The 16,559-nt window shown below is 38.3% G+C and carries 17 protein-coding genes; 6 read left to right on the plus strand and 11 right to left on the minus strand.

Annotated features, from left to right (window positions below):
- Positions 1–32: 32 nt before the first annotated feature.
- The 8 genes from ODQ17_RS05515 to ODQ17_RS05550 form a co-directional block, all read right to left on the minus strand.
- Entirely contained in the window at positions 33–602 is a 570-nt protein-coding gene (locus tag ODQ17_RS05515) for a HupE/UreJ family protein (RefSeq protein WP_322902282.1), read from the minus strand.
- A gap of 9 nt (positions 603–611) precedes the next feature.
- The gene (gene ureG, locus ODQ17_RS05520; RefSeq protein WP_002117800.1) at positions 612–1,226 is read right to left on the minus strand and encodes an urease accessory protein UreG; all 615 of its coding nucleotides are present in this window, start codon (positions 1,224–1,226) and stop codon (positions 612–614) included.
- A 24-nt stretch (positions 1,227–1,250) separates the two neighbouring features.
- Positions 1,251–1,916: an urease accessory protein UreF gene (locus tag ODQ17_RS05525; protein ID WP_322902285.1), complete on the minus strand. Its 666-nt coding sequence runs from the start codon at positions 1,914–1,916 to the stop codon at positions 1,251–1,253.
- Positions 1,903–2,385 carry an urease accessory protein UreE gene (gene ureE / locus ODQ17_RS05530; RefSeq protein WP_322902287.1) on the minus strand — a complete coding sequence of 161 codons (483 nt, stop codon included), beginning with the start codon at positions 2,383–2,385 and terminating at the stop codon, positions 1,903–1,905. The genes ODQ17_RS05525 and ureE overlap by 14 nt, the downstream gene beginning before the upstream one ends.
- 73 nt (positions 2,386–2,458) lie before the next feature.
- The gene (ureC, locus tag ODQ17_RS05535; RefSeq protein WP_322902289.1) at positions 2,459–4,159 is read right to left on the minus strand and encodes an urease subunit alpha; all 1,701 of its coding nucleotides are present in this window, start codon (positions 4,157–4,159) and stop codon (positions 2,459–2,461) included.
- Between the two features lie 37 nt (positions 4,160–4,196).
- Positions 4,197–4,505 (minus strand): urease subunit beta, encoded by a 309-nt coding sequence (locus tag ODQ17_RS05540; protein ID WP_004793951.1) that lies wholly within the window; start codon positions 4,503–4,505, stop codon positions 4,197–4,199.
- A gap of 11 nt (positions 4,506–4,516) precedes the next feature.
- Positions 4,517–4,819, minus strand: coding sequence for an urease subunit gamma (gene ureA / locus ODQ17_RS05545; protein WP_002117495.1), 303 nt, complete (start codon positions 4,817–4,819; stop codon positions 4,517–4,519).
- A 100-nt stretch (positions 4,820–4,919) separates the two neighbouring features.
- Complete coding sequence (locus tag ODQ17_RS05550; protein WP_322902292.1) at positions 4,920–5,795, minus strand: urease accessory protein UreD; 876 nt, start codon at positions 5,793–5,795, stop codon at positions 4,920–4,922.
- A gap of 201 nt (positions 5,796–5,996) precedes the next feature.
- Between ODQ17_RS05550 and ODQ17_RS05555 the strand changes: the two genes are divergently transcribed.
- Both ODQ17_RS05555 and ODQ17_RS05560 read left to right on the plus strand, forming a co-directional pair.
- Positions 5,997–6,320: a hypothetical protein gene (locus tag ODQ17_RS05555; protein WP_005042208.1), complete on the plus strand. Its 324-nt coding sequence runs from the start codon at positions 5,997–5,999 to the stop codon at positions 6,318–6,320.
- A 187-nt stretch (positions 6,321–6,507) separates the two neighbouring features.
- Positions 6,508–6,978: a copper resistance protein NlpE gene (locus ODQ17_RS05560; protein WP_322902294.1), complete on the plus strand. Its 471-nt coding sequence runs from the start codon at positions 6,508–6,510 to the stop codon at positions 6,976–6,978.
- Between the two features lie 58 nt (positions 6,979–7,036).
- Here ODQ17_RS05560 and ODQ17_RS05565 read toward each other — a convergent pair whose 3' ends face one another.
- On the minus strand, positions 7,037–8,641 hold the full coding sequence (locus ODQ17_RS05565) for an isocitrate lyase (protein ID WP_005303365.1): 1,605 nt from the start codon (positions 8,639–8,641) through the stop codon (positions 7,037–7,039).
- Between the two features lie 587 nt (positions 8,642–9,228).
- Here ODQ17_RS05565 and ODQ17_RS05570 point away from each other — a divergent pair.
- The 3 genes from ODQ17_RS05570 to ODQ17_RS05580 all read left to right on the plus strand — a co-directional run bounded on the left by ODQ17_RS05570 (position 9,229) and on the right by ODQ17_RS05580 (position 13,562).
- Positions 9,229–10,218, plus strand: a complete 990-nt coding sequence (locus tag ODQ17_RS05570; RefSeq protein WP_004703082.1) for a LysR family transcriptional regulator — start codon at positions 9,229–9,231, stop codon at positions 10,216–10,218.
- A 111-nt stretch (positions 10,219–10,329) separates the two neighbouring features.
- The gene (locus ODQ17_RS05575; RefSeq protein ID WP_322902296.1) at positions 10,330–11,655 is read left to right on the plus strand and encodes a hemolysin family protein; all 1,326 of its coding nucleotides are present in this window, start codon (positions 10,330–10,332) and stop codon (positions 11,653–11,655) included.
- A gap of 569 nt (positions 11,656–12,224) precedes the next feature.
- Positions 12,225–13,562, plus strand: a complete 1,338-nt coding sequence (locus ODQ17_RS05580) for a CitMHS family transporter (RefSeq protein ID WP_004793962.1) — start codon at positions 12,225–12,227, stop codon at positions 13,560–13,562.
- A gap of 41 nt (positions 13,563–13,603) precedes the next feature.
- Here ODQ17_RS05580 and ODQ17_RS05585 read toward each other — a convergent pair whose 3' ends face one another.
- Complete coding sequence (locus ODQ17_RS05585) at positions 13,604–14,116, minus strand: hypothetical protein (protein ID WP_004793963.1); 513 nt, start codon at positions 14,114–14,116, stop codon at positions 13,604–13,606.
- Positions 14,117–14,330: 214 nt separating this feature from the next.
- Between ODQ17_RS05585 and ODQ17_RS05590 the strand changes: the two genes are divergently transcribed.
- Positions 14,331–14,888, plus strand: a complete 558-nt coding sequence (locus tag ODQ17_RS05590; RefSeq protein WP_322902298.1) for a DUF2239 family protein — start codon at positions 14,331–14,333, stop codon at positions 14,886–14,888.
- Between the two features lie 52 nt (positions 14,889–14,940).
- Here ODQ17_RS05590 and cysN read toward each other — a convergent pair whose 3' ends face one another.
- Complete coding sequence (cysN, locus tag ODQ17_RS05595) at positions 14,941–16,554, minus strand: sulfate adenylyltransferase subunit CysN (protein ID WP_322902300.1); 1,614 nt, start codon at positions 16,552–16,554, stop codon at positions 14,941–14,943.
- Positions 16,555–16,559 lie beyond the last annotated feature (5 nt).

Here is a 16,559-nt window from a genome sequence, read left to right on the forward strand (position 1 = left end):
CCTAATGCTACCTTTTACTTTCGAAATGATGACTAACTTAATCCAATCACTGCAACAACTGCTGCACAGGCGCCAACAATTTTTTTGCCATATGGCACATATCGTGTAAGTGCAGCACCCAATGCCAATCCACCACAATAAATTAAAACCATAGCTGAAACCATACCCATTACTAATGCAACGACATGGCCTGAATGTGCTAATTCAACACCATGCGCTACGCCATGAAAGCTCGCAAGTAATGCCGCAGCGATAGGTAAAATCCGATTTGATTTTGTCCATAGTGCAATTGCTGTAACAACTAAAGAAGCAACAATTCCATATTCAGCAACATTTACAGGGACTAAGCCTTGAGCACCGATTAAAAAGCCAGTAATTAGAGTAACACTCAAAGTCATGACACCTGCAATTTGCCATTGCTTAGCTGCTGACCAGAGTAGAACACCAAAAGCCAAAGCCATGACTAAATGATCTAAACCAGTAAAGGGATGAATAAAACCTGCTATAAAACCCGAATGTTCATGATCATGTCCTGGGTGTGCCATTGCAAGTGCCGGCAATAATGCGAGGAGCCCTATGCCCCATTTTTTAATGAAGTTCATAATCTCTCCTTAAGCTTTAAACAGCCCTTGTTTCTCAATAAATTGAATGATTTCTTCAAGACCATCTTGGGTTTTCATATTTGAAAATAAGAATGGTTTTTCTCCGCGCATACGTTTTGCATCTTGATCCATCACATCAAGATTTGCACCGACCATTGGCGCAAGGTCCGTTTTATTAATAATCAGTAAATCTGATTTGGTAATACCCGGCCCACCTTTACGAGGAATCTTTTCTCCGCCTGCCACATCAATCACATATAGAGTTAAATCAGAAAGCTCCGGACTAAATGTTGCAGCCAGATTATCGCCACCGCTTTCAATGATAATAAGTTCTAAGCCTTCGAATTTTTCACACAAATCATCAATTGCAGCCAAGTTAATTGAAGCATCTTCACGAATTGCTGTATGAGGGCAACCACCTGTTTCTACACCCACAATACGATCTGGTGACATCGCTTCGTTACGGGTTAAAAAGTTTGAATCTTCTTTGGTATAAATATCATTTGTCACCACAGCCATGTTGTATTTATTACGCAAGGCTAAACATAAATTAAGTGTAAGCGCAGTTTTACCCGAACCTACCGGTCCGCCAATTCCAACTCGTAATGGACTACGTTCTGTCATGATTTTTATCCTTCTTTCCTAAACTTAAGATCTGAATAACCGTGAATATTGTGTTTCGTGTTTCATGCTCAGCATTGCATAACGGGGTAAAGCACTACTCAATTGCTCATCAACAAGCTGCAAGGCTTTTTCCACAGCTTGAGGCACTAAACCATGTAAATGCCATAAAATTCTTTGTCCAGCCATTTGCCCTAAAGGTACCGTTTTTACCGCAGCCAGAACCTGATTTTCTAAAACGGTAAAGGTATAAGCTGTGAGCACGTCAACGTCGGCAAGCCCAAGTCGCCCACAAAGCTGCGCATAGACAGGCACAAAACCAAATTGCTTTTTAACCTCAACAGGTTCTTTTAAAACATCTCTAATCCACGCATTCAAAGAAAATGCCAGCTGTTGAGACTCTGCCAAAAGCTCTTTAGTCTCACGACTTGCCTTATATAAATTTGCCCAAACCAGAAACTGATCTTGGTCATCATGATGTTGCATGAGACGTTTTAATACTGGTAGCTCAAACCGTACTAGCAGCATTTCAAGCACTTCTTCAAAATAAGCAATTGCTGAGGTTTCATCGTGTATTAAGCCAATATCGATGGCTGTTTCTACACCTTGAGAATAACAATATGCTCCAACTGGCAGTGCCGTAGAAGACAATGTCAGCAATTGAAGTAATTGCGCTGCGTTATGAATGGACATGGTGCAAAGCTTTGATTGGGCTTAAGCGGTGGTCATGACTATGCTGTGCATAGGCACCACTTTCAGGTTCAAAAGGATGATCAGTTTCTGAAACTGTAAGCCCCAACCCCTCTACCATTTCTGCAAGCACATGATCAGGTTCAAAATATAAAGCTGTAGGCGTCAACATTAATGGCACATGTCGGTTACCTAAGTGATAAGCCGCTTTAAGCAAATCAAAATCACTTGCTGCACTGACTTGCATCAGACGTTCAGGCTTAGCATCTACACGTAGTACATCACCTTGTTGAGTTGAAATATATGAACCACTACGCAAAATGCCAGTACGTGGTAAATCAGCACCAATATCTAAGCCACTCGCTAAAGTCGCCCGAAAGCGGGATTTTTGGCGTGTATCAAAAGTCAGTTCAACCGTTTCAAATGCTTGATCAGGAGAAATATGTTCAAGGCGTTGTGTATAGATTTTCATTTAGCTCTTCTCTCCTTATTTATTTCATTCATGTGGTATAAATTAATGAGGTAATTCACCTCGACAAAAATCATCAGAATAAGAAATAACGCTGTGCCATGGGTAATACATCAGCAGGTTCACACGTTAATAACTCACCATCTGCACGCACCTCGTAAGTTTCAGGGTGTACATGCATAACAGGGCAATATGTGTTGTGTTTCATATCAGTTTTGCTAATTTCGCGTGTGTTTTTACACGGACTAATTAACTTCTTCAGGTTTAATTTTTCAGCAACTTTTTCATCAATTGCTGCTTGAGATAAAAAGGTAATGCAAGTGTTATGTACACCACGTGGATAGGCACCAAACATTGGACGGTAATGCACTGGTTGAGGTGTCGGAATTGAAGCATTAATATCACCCATCGGTGCTGCTGCAATCATGCCACCTTTAATAATCATCGAAGGTTTCACACCAAAAAATGCAGGCTTCCATAACACTAAATCAGCAAGTTTTCCGACTTCAATCGAACCGATTTCATGGCTTAGACCATGGGTAATTGCTGGGTTAATTGTATATTTGGCAATGTAGCGTTTAACGCGATTGTTATCATGAAATTCATTGTCACCCTCTAAAGGACCACGTTGAATTTTCATTTTATGGGCAGTTTGCCAAGTACGTAAAATCACTTCACCTACACGCCCCATCGCCTGAGAGTCAGAAGACATCATGGCAATTGCACCTAAATCTTGCAGAATATCTTCAGCGGCAATGGTTTCACGGCGAATACGGCTTTCTGCAAAAGCAATATCTTCAGCAATTGCTGGGTCTAAATGATGGCAAACCATGAGCATATCTAAATGCTCATCAATGGTATTAATCGTATAAGGTCGCGTTGGATTAGTTGAAGATGGCAATACGTTACTTTGCCCAATCGCTTTTAAAATGTCAGGTGCATGTCCACCACCAGCACCTTCGGTATGGTAGGTATGAATCGTACGATTTTTAAATGCGGCTAGAGTTTCTTCTAAAAAACCGCTTTCATTTAAAGTATCTGTATGAATCGCCACCTGCACATCAAACTCGTCCGCCACACTCAAACAGTTATCAATAGCTGCCGGTGTTGAACCCCAATCTTCATGCAGCTTTAAGCCAATTACTCCAGCTTTAATTTGCTCACGAATTGGGTCAGGTAAACTTAAATTACCTTTGCCTAATAGACCAATATTCATAGGCAAATCATCAATCGCCTGTAACATGGTCGCAATATGCCAAGGACCGGGAGTTACTGTCGTTGCTGAGGTTCCGGCTGCAGGCCCTGTACCACCACCGACCATTGTTGTTGTACCTGACATTAACGCAGTTTCAACTTGTTGAGGACAAATCCAGTGAATGTGCGTATCAATACCACCTGCTGTTAAAATTTGTCCTTCACCCGCAATCACTTCTGTTGCAGCTCCTAAAGGAATCGTAATGTCTGGTTGAATATCTGGATTTCCAGCTTTTCCTATTTTCCAGATTCGGCCATTTTTTAAGCCCACGTCAGCTTTAACAATTCCCCACCAATCCATAATTAAAGCATTGGTAATGACCGTATCAGCAACTTCATCAGCTAAAAGCTGTGATTGCCCCATCCCGTCACGAATAACTTTTCCGCCACCAAATTTAACTTCTTCACCATAAGTCGTTAAGTCTTGCTCAACTTCAATAAAGAGCTCTGTATCCGCCAAACGAATACGATCACCAACCGTTGGACCAAACATCTCAGCATATGCACGACGTGACATTTTCATAACTTATTACTCATCTCTTTCATTATCGTTGTTATGTTTAATCCAACTTGCCCATGACGCGGCCTGCGAAACCATAAACCTCTCGTTTACCGACCAAAGCAACAAGCTCCACTTCTCGAGTTTGCCCCGGTTCAAAACGAATTGCTGTACCAGCTGCAATATTCAGTCGAAAACCCTTCGCTATTTCGCGATCAAACTGTAATGCATCATTTGCTTCATAAAAATGAAAATGAGAACCCACCTGAATAGGTCGATCACCAATGTTGGCAACTACAACTTTTAAAGTTTGTCGCCCAACATTCAGTTCAATATCAGCATCTGGAGTAATGATTTCACCGGGGATCATAAGCGTTCCTTTTATACGATTGGCTGATGGACTGTGACTAATTTCGAGCCATCTGGAAAAGTTGCCTCGACCTGAACCTCAGCAATCATTTCTGGCACACCATCCATCACATCTTCGCGCTTTAATAAGGTAGTGCCGTAATGCATCAAATCACTGACCGTCATACCGTCTCGTGCACCTTCAAGTAAAGCTGCTGAAATAAAAGCAATAGCTTCTGGATAATTCAGTTTCAATCCACGCGCTTTACGACGCTCAGCCACTAAACCTGCAGTAAAAATGAGTAACTTATCTTTTTCTGTTGGATTGAGTTCCATTTCTCTTTCCTAAATTGCATTTATATTGTTTAAGCAAAATACGTGCTCAAAAGTAGCATACTTGTTTTGACTGTTTTTTAAATACGCAATTTAACGTAACTTAAGTTTTCCAAATTCTAGGAAATTCTTCATCTAAATCAAACCAATAACGTCTTAATCTTGCCCGTATAGCCGCAAAAGCATCATGACAATGTCGAACATCATTTCCCAGAAAACGAGCCGAAACTACCTCATCCAATAATGTTAATGTGACAGGTGCTTGCATACGCATCATCAATTCACGAATGAGTTCTAACTGCTGTTCTAAATAAAAAGCTGAGCGATACTTCTCGGGAGAGACTGCCCAAAAACTTCCCATTACAGCTTGATTATTCATACCCAAACATGAACTCAGCCAACGATCTTCTCCTTCAAAATACAGTGTATCTGCAACCAATAACTTATGTTCTCGCCATAATTTAAACTGGTTGTGATAACTACCTTGAATAAAGCGCTCCGCACGTGCCTGTCGCCCAAGTACCAACATATCCCAACCAATAAAGCTCGCAGCATGATCAAGATGAATATGAGTTTCTGAATGTGCTAAAGCTCCATCAAACAGCATCGTTTCTTGTGGAACCCACTCTAAAATGGACTGATCTTTGACGTGCAAATGAATATGCTGAAAAGCCTGCTTACCATTGGTTTTGTACCATTTCCCTGCGCCCGGAGTAGTTACTACCGCATGGGCTTGATCTTTGGTTTCAATTTCAAAAGTAAGATGATCTCCTCCTGCAATTCCTGCTGGAGGATGAACAATAATGGCATGACATACACCCGTTCTTTCAGGCCAGAGCATTTTTTGCACCCTAACAGGGCCATGATGCTTTCTATGACTCATTATGGTGCGTGAATTTTCAAAACAGAATCCGAGCTCTAATTGCGCATACCAAAATGGTGCTAAAGAGTTTTTTGAAAACGTTTGTGCCTGATTCATTCTGGTTCATATGTTCAAAATAAGTGCTTAAAGTTATAAGCAAAATACGCACCAAATATGAAAATAAGCCAACTGATAAAATTAGATACAATTTTTCGATTTTAATGAGTTAAAAAATCATCAATGTCTAACATAAAACCACAGTAACTTATGGAATTGTTTATACAATAGCGCCCACCGTTGCTTCTATACTTGCTCTCCATGAAACTTTTTTTCGTGTTAACCCCACTTGTCTTTTTAACTGGGTGTATTTTTGGCCAATCTAGTGAGGTCAAACGTGCAGAAAAGATCCTGCACAATTTCGAATGTAAAAATGTAGAGACAAGCCAGCTTGCAACAAGCTCGATTAATTCTTATTACCAGCAATCTTTAGCGGTAAGCAAAGAAAAAGCAACTTCATACGTAGAGAGCTACAAAAATGGTGAAGAATTATTCGACATGCCGCTAGATGAAGTTTTAAAGCAACAATACCAACTCTATAAATCAGCATGCGACTCTCTAGGTGGAGTTTCAGCACAACCGTAATTTATAAGGTATTCATTAAATCGTTTTAGTGAATACCTGCTTTTAATTTTTGTTTTAATAATTATTCCAAAATTTACTCACTTTACCTTTTGTTAAAATTAAATTACATACTTAAACTTTTATTAAGCTCTTATATTTCATAGCCTGTTATTTGGTTTTTTATTTATTTTCCGAGGTTTAGATCATCATGAAAAAAACATTATTATCAGTTGCACTTGTAAGTGCCCTTCTTGTTGCTTGTAGCAAAAACGAAAATAAAGCCGATACAACAACACAAGCCTCTGCTCCAGCTCAAACCACTGAAACGAATAACAATGCAGTAGATACTGCTCATACAGCTGAAAACTCACTAGATTGGAATGGCACATATAAAGGCACTCTTCCATGTGCAGACTGTGAAGGCATCAAAACTGATTTAGAGTTAAAAGATGATAAAACTTATGAATTGACTGAAACTTATCTTGGCAAAGGTGATAAGAAACCATTTGAAACCCATGGTACATTTACTTTTGACAAAGATAATACTTCAGTCATTACGTTAGATGATAAAGGACAAAACCGTAAATTCTTTATCGGTGAAAATACGGCAACTGCTTTAGATATGGAAGGTAAGAAAATTGAAGGCTCTTTAGCTGAGCATTATGTTTTGAAAAAATAATTATTTTTAATATAAAAAAACCCGCTCATGTGAGCGGGTTTTCTTTTGAAATCAATTCTTAGTGAGCTGCGAATTGGTTCATTGTGTTTTTAGCATCATCATGTGCTTTAAGAGCGTTGTCACCAGAGAAGATTTCTTTGTGATCATCACCGATGTCAGAACCCGCCATTGCTTGGTGTTTAACACAAGCGATACCACCACGGATTTCTTTACGTTGTACTCCAGCAACATAAGCCAACATACCTTCAGAACCGAAGTAACCTTGTGCAAGCTCATGTGTAGAAAGAGCAGCAGTATGGTAAGTCGGAAGTGTGATCAAGTGATGGAACACACCCGCTTCACGAGAAGCATCTGCTTGGAATGTACGGATCTTAGCGTCTGCATCAGCAGCTAATTCAGTATTATCATATTCAGCGCTCATTAATTTAGCACGGTCATATGCAGAAACGTCTTTACCTTCAGCAACCCAACGGTCGTAAGCTTGTTGACGGAAGTTTAAAGTCCAGTTGAATGATGGGCTGTTGTTATAAACAAGCTTAGCATTTGGAACAACTTCTTTAACACGGTTAACCATGTGTGCGATTTCTTCTACGTTTGGAGTCGCAGTTTCGATCCAAAGAAGGTCAGCACCGTTTTGAAGGCTAGATACACAGTCAAGTACAACACGGTCAATTTGCGTGTCAGCACGGAACTGATATAAACCAGAAGCTAAACGCTTAGGACGGTGTAATTTACCATTACGCTTGATCAAGATTTCATCTTCTTGAGCATCAGCAATGTCAATTTCAACTGTATCTAAGTAGCTGATGTATTGAGATGCGATATCACCTGGCTCTTTAACCACTGGGATTTTTTGAGTCAAGTCAGCGCCTTCAGAGTCAGTACGCGCAACGATAATACCGTCATCAAGACCCATTTCTAAGAATGCATAACGTAATGCATGGATTTTAGCGATGAAGTCTTCGTGTGGAACAGTTACTTTACCAGCTTGGTGACCACATTGTTTAGCATCAGATACTTGGTTTTCGATTTGAAGCGCACAAGCACCAGCTTCGATCATTTTACGAGCAAGTAAGTAAGTCGCTTCTTCGTTACCGAAACCAGCATCGATGTCAGCAATAATTGGCACAATATGAGTTTGGAAGCCGTCGATTTGAGCAGTGATTTCAGCAGCTTTAGCAGTATCACCAGCTTCGTTTGCTTTTTTAAGCGCACGGAATAAATCGTTTAATTCTTTTGCGTCAGCTTGACGTAAGAAAGTGTAGATTTCTTCGATTAATGCAGGTACTGAAGTTTTTTCGTGCATAGATTGGTCAGGAAGTGGACCAAATTCTGAACGAAGAGCAGCAACCATCCAACCAGAAAGGTAGATATAGCGACGCTCAGTCGTACCGAAGTATTTTTTGTTCGCAATCATTTTTTGTTGTGCGATAAAACCGTGCCAGCAACCTAATGATTGAGTGTATTTGCTAGAGTCAGCATCATAAGCAGCCATATCACGACGCATAATCGCAGCTGTATATTTAGCAATATCTAAACCAGTTTTGAATTGGTTTTGCATTTGCATACGTGCAGCATCTTCTGGGCTAATATCGCGCCAAGTGCTACCGAATTTTGCTTTTAGTTCGCGGATTGCATCAATCGCTGTTTGATATGTAGTCATGATATTGTCCTGTATTCATTTTAGGATTTCATCGATTGAAGCCTAGAGTCATGTACTTAAATTTCTTATGACACCAGCTGCTTCGTCATGAACACAGCTTAGACTTAGCCAATCAATTAATCCAATATCCTTTATTAATCTTCAGTATTTATTTAAAAAATATACCGATAAATCGATATTATAGATAAAACCAAAAACATTAACACTTTGTTTATAAAAATAAAATTATTCTAAAGGAGTATAGAATTTTATTCTAAAAACCTAGTAAGTCTTATTTTTATACAATTTTTGAAGTTTTTCCACCCATTTTTAATTTAAAAAGTCAATTGTAAATTAGGCTATTTTTGCCAATGTAAAAAGTCAATTTACATGCTAGAAAGTAGTAAGTTATATATAAATATATTCTATTTATCTCCTTCATACTTAAAAACATAGCAAAGACAATAAAATCGAGCCTTTGAAGTACATCTTACCCCTACTTAATTCCTACAAAAAATGTCGTTTTTCTCATCATTTTTTCACACAATAGTTATTAGATATGGCATAATTTGAAACAATTTCAGGGTTTTATTTTCGGTATTTTTTTTATGAATCTGGAGCGAGTAGATCTTAATCTATTAATATATCTTGATGTACTTCTTCGTGAAAAAAATGTTACACGCGCAGCCGAACAGCTTGGGGTAACTCAGCCTGCAATGAGTAATATTTTACGTCGTTTGCGTAATTTATTTAATGACCCTCTTCTTATCCGCTCGTCCGAAGGGATGACTCCAACAGAACGTGCACTTGAATTACAGCCTCGTATTCGTGATGCCCTTTCTGATCTCTCCATGATTTTGGAACCCCGTACCGAATTCCGCCCTTATACAAGTAATCGCGTTTTCCGCATTATGACATCTGACTATGCTGAGGCAACTTTAGTTCCTCGTCTTGTCAAAGCGCTCCGCTCTGAAGCTCCAAACGTTGTTCTTGATTTTCTTACACCGAGTGACGTGTCTTATAGAGATATGGAACAAGGTAAAGTTGATCTTGCAATTAATAGATTTAATGAAATACCGCAAAGTTTCCATCAGGTTTTAGTTTGGCGCGATAGTTTCAGTTGTATTCTGAACGACAAACACCCTGCTGTGACTCATTTAAATTTAAAAAGCTATTTAGATGCACAACATATCTGGGTTTCTAAAACAGGTATGGGTGTAGGTTTTGGTGTAAACCCAGATAAACAAGGTGGTTTAGGCTGGATTGATCAAGCATTAGAACGTATTGGTCAACGTCGTAAAATTTCTGTATTTACACGCCACTACCAAATGCCAGCATTACTTGCTCAAAATGTAGATCTTATTGCTACATTACCAACACGCATGGCACGCCTACAAACACAGAACCCTAAACTGGTTATAAAGGATCCTCCTTTTTATATTCCAGAGTTCGAACTTAAAATGGCTTGGTGTCCGTTGTTACATCATCACCCTGCTCATCGCTGGCTGCGCCAACTTATCTTATTTGTTGCTCGTCAAATGATTGAAGAAGAAAACCGTGAATTTCTAACCAATAATTCACAATTTTCTCACTATTAAATAAATTTTAATTTAATTGTCCTATCTTCAAGCGCTGAGCAATCATCTGATTACCTCAGCGCTTTTTTATGTTAAAACATAGTCATAATAATGATGAACCTCAGGTGATTTGTGAGTCTCTTTCAAAATATCATTATCATCGTACTGCTTATCATCGGAGCAGGCTTTTTATCTTTAACTGAAATTGCACTAGCAGGTGCCAGAAAAGTTAAACTAAAAATTCTAGCCGAAGCGGGTGAAGAACGCGCCCAACAAGTACTAGATTTACAAGAACAATCTGCTGACTTTTTTGCAGCTTCTCAAATTGGCCTAAATGCAGTTGCGATTTTAGGCGGTATTTTGGGTGAAGCTGCTTTTCGTCCTTATTTCGTCACTTTAGTGGACCGCTTTTACACAGGCCCTTGGACACAAACGATCGGTTTTGCTCTTTCCTTTACCCTAGTGACCTCACTCTTTATTTTATTTGCCGATCTTATGCCAAAACGTTTGGCTATGATTGCACCTGAAAAAATTGCAATTAGTGTTATTAACCCAATTCAAGTTTTTATTAAGATTTGCAAACCTTTAGCTTGGGGAATTAATGCTATTGCCAACCTGCTATTCCGTTTGTTTAAAGTGAATACAACGCGAGAAGACAATATTACTTTTGATGATATTTCAGCAGTAATGGATGCAGGTGCTCAAGCAGGCGTACTTCAGAAACAAGAACATCACTTTATCGAGAATGTTTTTGAGCTAGAAGAACGTAACGTACCTTCGAGCATGACTACACGTGAAAATGTTGTTTATTTCACTTTAAATGAACATGAAGATAGCATTCGTCAAAAATTAGCAGAGTATCCGTATTCAAAATTTTTGGTATGTAATGAAAATATTGATCAAGTCATTGGTTACGTCGATGCAAAAGACTTTCTTGTTCGCATTTTAAACAACCAATCCCCAACTCAATTGAATGAATCAACCATTCGTACTGTCTTGATGATTCCTGACACCCTAACCCTCTCGGAATTACTTGATCGCTTCCGCTCTACAAAAGAAAAGTTTGCGGTTGTGATAAATGAATATGCGCTTGTCGTAGGTGTTATTACTTTAAGCGATATTATGATTACGGTTATGGGTGACTGGGTCACTCCAATTGATGAAGAGCAACAAATCATTAAACGTGACAACAACTCATGGTTAATTGATGGCAGCACACCAATTGATGACTTAAGACATGCACTTGAAATTGACGAAATGCCTGATGAAGAAAATTATGAAACTTTAGCAGGCTTCATGATGTACCGCCTGCGCAAAATTCCACGTCCGGCAGATTTTGTAGAATTCGGTGGATACAAGTTTGAAGTAGTCGATGTCGATCATTTTAAAATTGACCAACTTCTTGTAACTCGAATTTTAGAACAAGCTGAAGTACATTCATCAATTGATGACAACTGATTTATATTAATTTAAATACCTCACAATTTTATGTGGGGTATTTTTTTAATCTAAATAAATTTTTCAAATATGTGTAATAATTATTTTAGATTCATAAATTGAAGTTGCTCTTTTAATCTAAAAGCAATATTATTTAAATCATCATTTATATTAAATCTTAAATACTGAAAAATAATAGAATAATCCATATATATCAATTACCACTAAGTAGTTAAGTCCCAATTTACATTGCCTCAGAACTTATGGAACTTAGCTCAAAGCAAGTCTTTAAATGGTTCTTCTTCTCATTTCCCCCATCAAACCACATATAATTTAAAAAAATATCATATAATTTTTATTTTTATAAAACCTTTATAATCTATTATAATAAATCACATTTATTATAAGCTTACTATAATCTTAATATATATGTTCAGTATTTCGCCTAAATATACCCCTCCAACTGAATATATATTAACCAAATAAACTAAATATATTATTTGTCTTTTTAATAAAAATTAATAAGAATAACCAAGGTCAGAGTTTTGAATAAACTTGTTCAGTAAAACTATAGGCAAAGGATTGATTGTATGCTGACATTACTTGGTGTTGGCATGATTTTGTGCTTCATGTACTTAATCATGTCCAAACGTTTAAGCCCTATTATTGCTTTAATTCTCATCCCATTTATTTTTTCTCTTGTTGCCTGGGGCCTAGGTCACTACTTTGAAAGTTTAAGTCACATTGAACTCAAAGGTCTCAGTGAGATGATGCTGGATGGCATCAAAAAATTAGCGCCAACTGGCGTAATGCTTTTATTCGCAATTTTATATTTTGCCTTAATGATCGATGCAGGTCTTTTCGATCCACCGGTTAAATGGATTTTAAAAAAGGTTAAAGGTGATCCTCTCAAAATCACACTAGGAACTGTGTTCTTAACCACAATGGTTTCTTTAGATGGCGATGGTTCAACAACCTATATGATTTGTGTAGCTGCAATGCTGCCACTTTATCAACGCTTAGGAATGAATACACTCATCATGACTGCACTTATGCTGTTATGTAGTGGTGTAATGAACCTAACACCATGGGGCGGCCCTACAGCTCGTGCTGCAAGTGCCCTGCAAGTTGACCCAAGCCACATTTTCGTACCAATGATTATCCCAATGGTCATTAGTATTGGTTGGTTATTCTTCTTGGCATACTTATATGGTCGTTACGAGCAAAAACGTTTAGGCGTTATTGAACTTGAAACTCACCATGGTGACAACATTACCGTATCGAAAGATCCTGAAGCGACTCGCCCACATTTACGTAAAGTAAATATGGTGCTCACAATCCTTCTTATGATTGCTTTGATCAAAGGCATTCTACCTATGTCTGTGTTGTTCATGATAGCGTTCTGTATTGCAATGCTCATTAACTACCCAGATGTTGATATGCAGAAAAAACGCATTGCAATGCATGCAGACAGTGTCTTAGCTGTTGTGGGCTTAATTTTCGCAGCGGGTATTTTCACAGGTATTTTATCTGGCACAGGTATGGTTGAGGCGATGTCTAAAGAATTCGTCGCAATGATTCCTCCAAGCATGGGTCCATACCTTGCACCGATCACAGCTTTAGTGAGCATGCCTTTGACATTCTTTATGTCAAATGATGCATTCTTCTATGGCGTTTTACCTATTCTTGCTGAAGCTGCTTCACATTATGGTATTAGTGCAGAAGCGATTGCTCGCGCTTCGATCGTAGGTCAACCTGTACACTTGCTATCACCTCTTGTTCCATCAACCTATTTGTTATGTGGTCTTGCTAAAGTCGATTTTGCCGACCATCAAAAGTTCACTTTAAAGTGGGCATTCATAACTTGTATGGTATTAATGGGTACTGCTTTAGTAATTGGTGTTTTCCCACTCTTTAGTACGCTTTAATTATTCATATGCAATAAAAAAGCCCCAATCGGGGCTTTTTTTTATTTCTGTACATATTCAATTAAGTGATCTAACACAATTTGAAAATGCAATGTAATGTCTTCTTCTAAAATTTTATAAGCATTATCAAACTGAACCATTGGCCAACCTTCTTTCCAAAATGGAAAAATATTGTGTAGACCTTCAGTCACAATCGCGTCTTCACGACTAATCGCTTGAGCAACTTGAGCTAAAACCTGAGCGGTTTCTGCACCATCAATAGCTAAATAATCAATACCACGTGCTTTAAAAATACGGATACGGTCTTTTTTATAACGAATCTTTTTCGCCTGACCTGAATTCAAGCCTAATGCCAGCGTAGCAGCTTCTACAAACTTTTCTTCAAAGTTTGCATTCAACGCAACTAAAGCCTGTTTATGTGCTTCTTGACGCCCAGCTTTCCCCCCATTACGGATAATCTCATTTGCTTCCGTATCCAGCTTATCTTTTTTCATAGACTGTAAAATGTCTAAAATTTCGATATCGCTTAAAGATTCAGGAGATTGCTCAATCATGGGAGTCCTAATACACAAAAATAAAAAAAACATTGTCTCATAAAAGCGATATCAAAGCAGAGTAAAATTTTAAATAGCCTATTATCTTGACTATTTTTATAGTCCTAACTTCATAGACAACACTCATAAAATCAAATAATTCTTTGGTTATAAAATTAATTATTTGCCAAAATAATTTTACCCTGGTAATATTATTTTACCCAGATAAAAATATATGGCTAAAATGAATACTAAAATCACCTATACTGCTTTCACTGGAAGCACTCTTATTGCGAGCGACTCCCTAGTTGAACTTGCAAAAAAACTCAAAGATCTTCCGAAAACAACGGAAAATATTCTGATTTTTAATGATCAAACAGGTCAACAAATTGATCTTGATCTTTCTGGTTCGGAACAAGAATTTCAACAACGTTATGCTGAACCGGAAGAAATTAAAAAAGTTGGACGACCTAAACTCGGAGTAATTTCTCGTGAAATCACTTTACAGAAAAAACATTGGGATTGGTTAGATCAACAAAGTGCGAGTGCATCAGCAATAATTCGTAAGTTAATTGATAAAGAGTTAAATACCCCAAATTCTGAAGGTAATATTATGCTCGCTAAACAAGCCATCGACCGTTTTATGTCTGCCATGTTGGGTAATATGCCAAATTACGAAGAAGCAACACGCGCCTTATATCAAGGTGATCGAGATGTATTTTTAAAGATGATTCAGAGCTATCCTAAAGATTTAAGAGAATATTTAACTTTAAAAACTCAAAATATTCTCTGAACCCAATAAAAAAACCCGCTTACGCGGGTTTTTTCAAAATCAATTCAATCTATTAAAGACGGACTAATTCCACAACTTTTTCAGCTGCCTCTTCAACAGTTTCAGCAGTAACTTCTGTATCTGTGCCATCCACAGTCGTAGTGATAACCACAACACCTGTCTCACGTAATAAAGTAATTTGCTCAGCAGTTAAATTAGCTTTTGCAATCGCAACTACACCTTGTTGGATCAATAAGCTTTCTAAAACTTGAGCTTTCTCGATTAACTGTGCAGAAATCCCAATCACCGCAGGTTTTTGACCTAAACGCGCAGCACGGTCTTCAGCAGTAACAGGATTGCTATGTGCAGTCCACTCTACCGCAGACTCAACCATACCCGCACCAACCGTTACATTGCTTAAACGATCAATGAAAATAAATGAACCTGTGTATCGTGAATCTTGATATTGGTCAAATACGACTGGTGCATCAAACTCAACAACAACATCTGCAATTGCATTTAATTCAAGCTCTTCAACCTGAGTATGCTCAAGCGTATTCACATTCACACGATAGTGAATGTTAGTTACTTTGGCAGGGACAGTCTGTGTACCAATTTTAACGTTGTACAACTTGCCTTTCACCAGTGGATGTTCATTCATCCATACTACTGAAGCACGAACACTACGAGAAATTAATGGTTGTTCGCCTGCGCGTACTAGAACGTTACCACGGCTAATATCAATTTCATCATTCAATGTTAATGTAACTGCTTGACCCGCAATAGCTTGGTCCAGATTTCCATCGAATGTTACGATTTCTTTAACTGTTGAACGCTTACCTGATGGTAATGCAACAATTTCATCACCAACATTGATTTCACCCAAAGCAACAGTACCAGCGAAACCACGGAAATCGAGGTTTGGACGATTCACATATTGAACAGGGAAACGGAATTCGTGTTTGTTTGATTCACGACTAATTTCCACAGATTCAAGAATGCTCATCAAGGTTTGACCCTTGTACCAAGCTGTATGCTCAGAAACATTTACTACGTTATCGCCATTTAAAGCAGAAATCGGTACAAACTGAATATTGGCTGGACGACGGTCACCTAACTGACTTACGAAAGCATCATATTCAATCTGAATCTCAGTGAAGCGTTCAGGAGAGTACTCAACCAAGTCCATTTTATTGATAGCAACAACGATATTTTTAATACCAAGTAAACTAGCAATAAACGTATGGCGACGAGTTTGAGTTTGCACACCATAACGCGCATCAATCAATATAATTGCAAGATCAGCAGTTGACGCACCAGTTGCCATGTTACGTGTGTATTGCTCATGTCCTGGGGTATCAGCAATAATAAACTTACGTTTTTCAGTTGAGAAATAGCGGTAAGCCACATCAATGGTAATACCTTGCTCACGCTCAGCTTGTAAACCATCTACAAGTAATGCCAAGTCTGGTGCATCACCTGTGGTTCCTACTTTTTTACTATCGCGCGTTACAGCTTGCAATTGATCTTCATAAATCAATTTTGAATCGTAGAGTAAACGTCCAATAAGTGTACTTTTACCATCATCTACGTTACCGCAAGTCAAAAAACGCAGAAGGTCTTTTTGTTCATGTTGCTTTAAATAGGCCAAGATATCTTGACTGATTAATTCTGATTGATGAGACATTGCTC

Origin of the sequence: Acinetobacter sp. IRS14, assembly GCF_034650275.1 — a bacterium.
GTDB classification, from domain to species: domain Bacteria; phylum Pseudomonadota; class Gammaproteobacteria; order Pseudomonadales; family Moraxellaceae; genus Acinetobacter; species Acinetobacter oleivorans.

Excerpts from the sequence above, each read along its gene's own strand:
- ODQ17_RS05515 (WP_322902282.1), bottom strand. The coding sequence starts at position 602 with ATGAACTTCATTAAAAAATGGGGCATAGGGCTCCTCGCATTATTGCCG.
- ureG (WP_002117800.1), bottom strand. The coding sequence starts at position 1,226 with ATGACAGAACGTAGTCCATTACGAGTTGGAATTGGCGGACCGGTAGGT.
- ODQ17_RS05525 (WP_322902285.1), bottom strand. The coding sequence starts at position 1,916 with ATGTCCATTCATAACGCAGCGCAATTACTTCAATTGCTGACATTGTCT.
- ureE (WP_322902287.1), bottom strand. The coding sequence starts at position 2,385 with ATGAAAATCTATACACAACGCCTTGAACATATTTCTCCTGATCAAGCA.
- ureC (WP_322902289.1), bottom strand. The coding sequence starts at position 4,159 with ATGAAAATGTCACGTCGTGCATATGCTGAGATGTTTGGTCCAACGGTT.
- ODQ17_RS05540 (WP_004793951.1), bottom strand. The coding sequence starts at position 4,505 with ATGATCCCCGGTGAAATCATTACTCCAGATGCTGATATTGAACTGAAT.
- ureA (WP_002117495.1), bottom strand. The coding sequence starts at position 4,819 with ATGGAACTCAATCCAACAGAAAAAGATAAGTTACTCATTTTTACTGCA.
- ODQ17_RS05550 (WP_322902292.1), bottom strand. The coding sequence starts at position 5,795 with ATGAATCAGGCACAAACGTTTTCAAAAAACTCTTTAGCACCATTTTGG.
- ODQ17_RS05555 (WP_005042208.1), top strand. The coding sequence starts at position 5,997 with ATGAAACTTTTTTTCGTGTTAACCCCACTTGTCTTTTTAACTGGGTGT.
- ODQ17_RS05560 (WP_322902294.1), top strand. The coding sequence starts at position 6,508 with ATGAAAAAAACATTATTATCAGTTGCACTTGTAAGTGCCCTTCTTGTT.
- ODQ17_RS05565 (WP_005303365.1), bottom strand. The coding sequence starts at position 8,641 with ATGACTACATATCAAACAGCGATTGATGCAATCCGCGAACTAAAAGCA.
- ODQ17_RS05570 (WP_004703082.1), top strand. The coding sequence starts at position 9,229 with ATGAATCTGGAGCGAGTAGATCTTAATCTATTAATATATCTTGATGTA.
- ODQ17_RS05580 (WP_004793962.1), top strand. The coding sequence starts at position 12,225 with ATGCTGACATTACTTGGTGTTGGCATGATTTTGTGCTTCATGTACTTA.
- ODQ17_RS05585 (WP_004793963.1), bottom strand. The coding sequence starts at position 14,116 with ATGATTGAGCAATCTCCTGAATCTTTAAGCGATATCGAAATTTTAGAC.
- ODQ17_RS05590 (WP_322902298.1), top strand. The coding sequence starts at position 14,331 with ATGGCTAAAATGAATACTAAAATCACCTATACTGCTTTCACTGGAAGC.
- cysN (WP_322902300.1), bottom strand. The coding sequence starts at position 16,554 with ATGTCTCATCAATCAGAATTAATCAGTCAAGATATCTTGGCCTATTTA.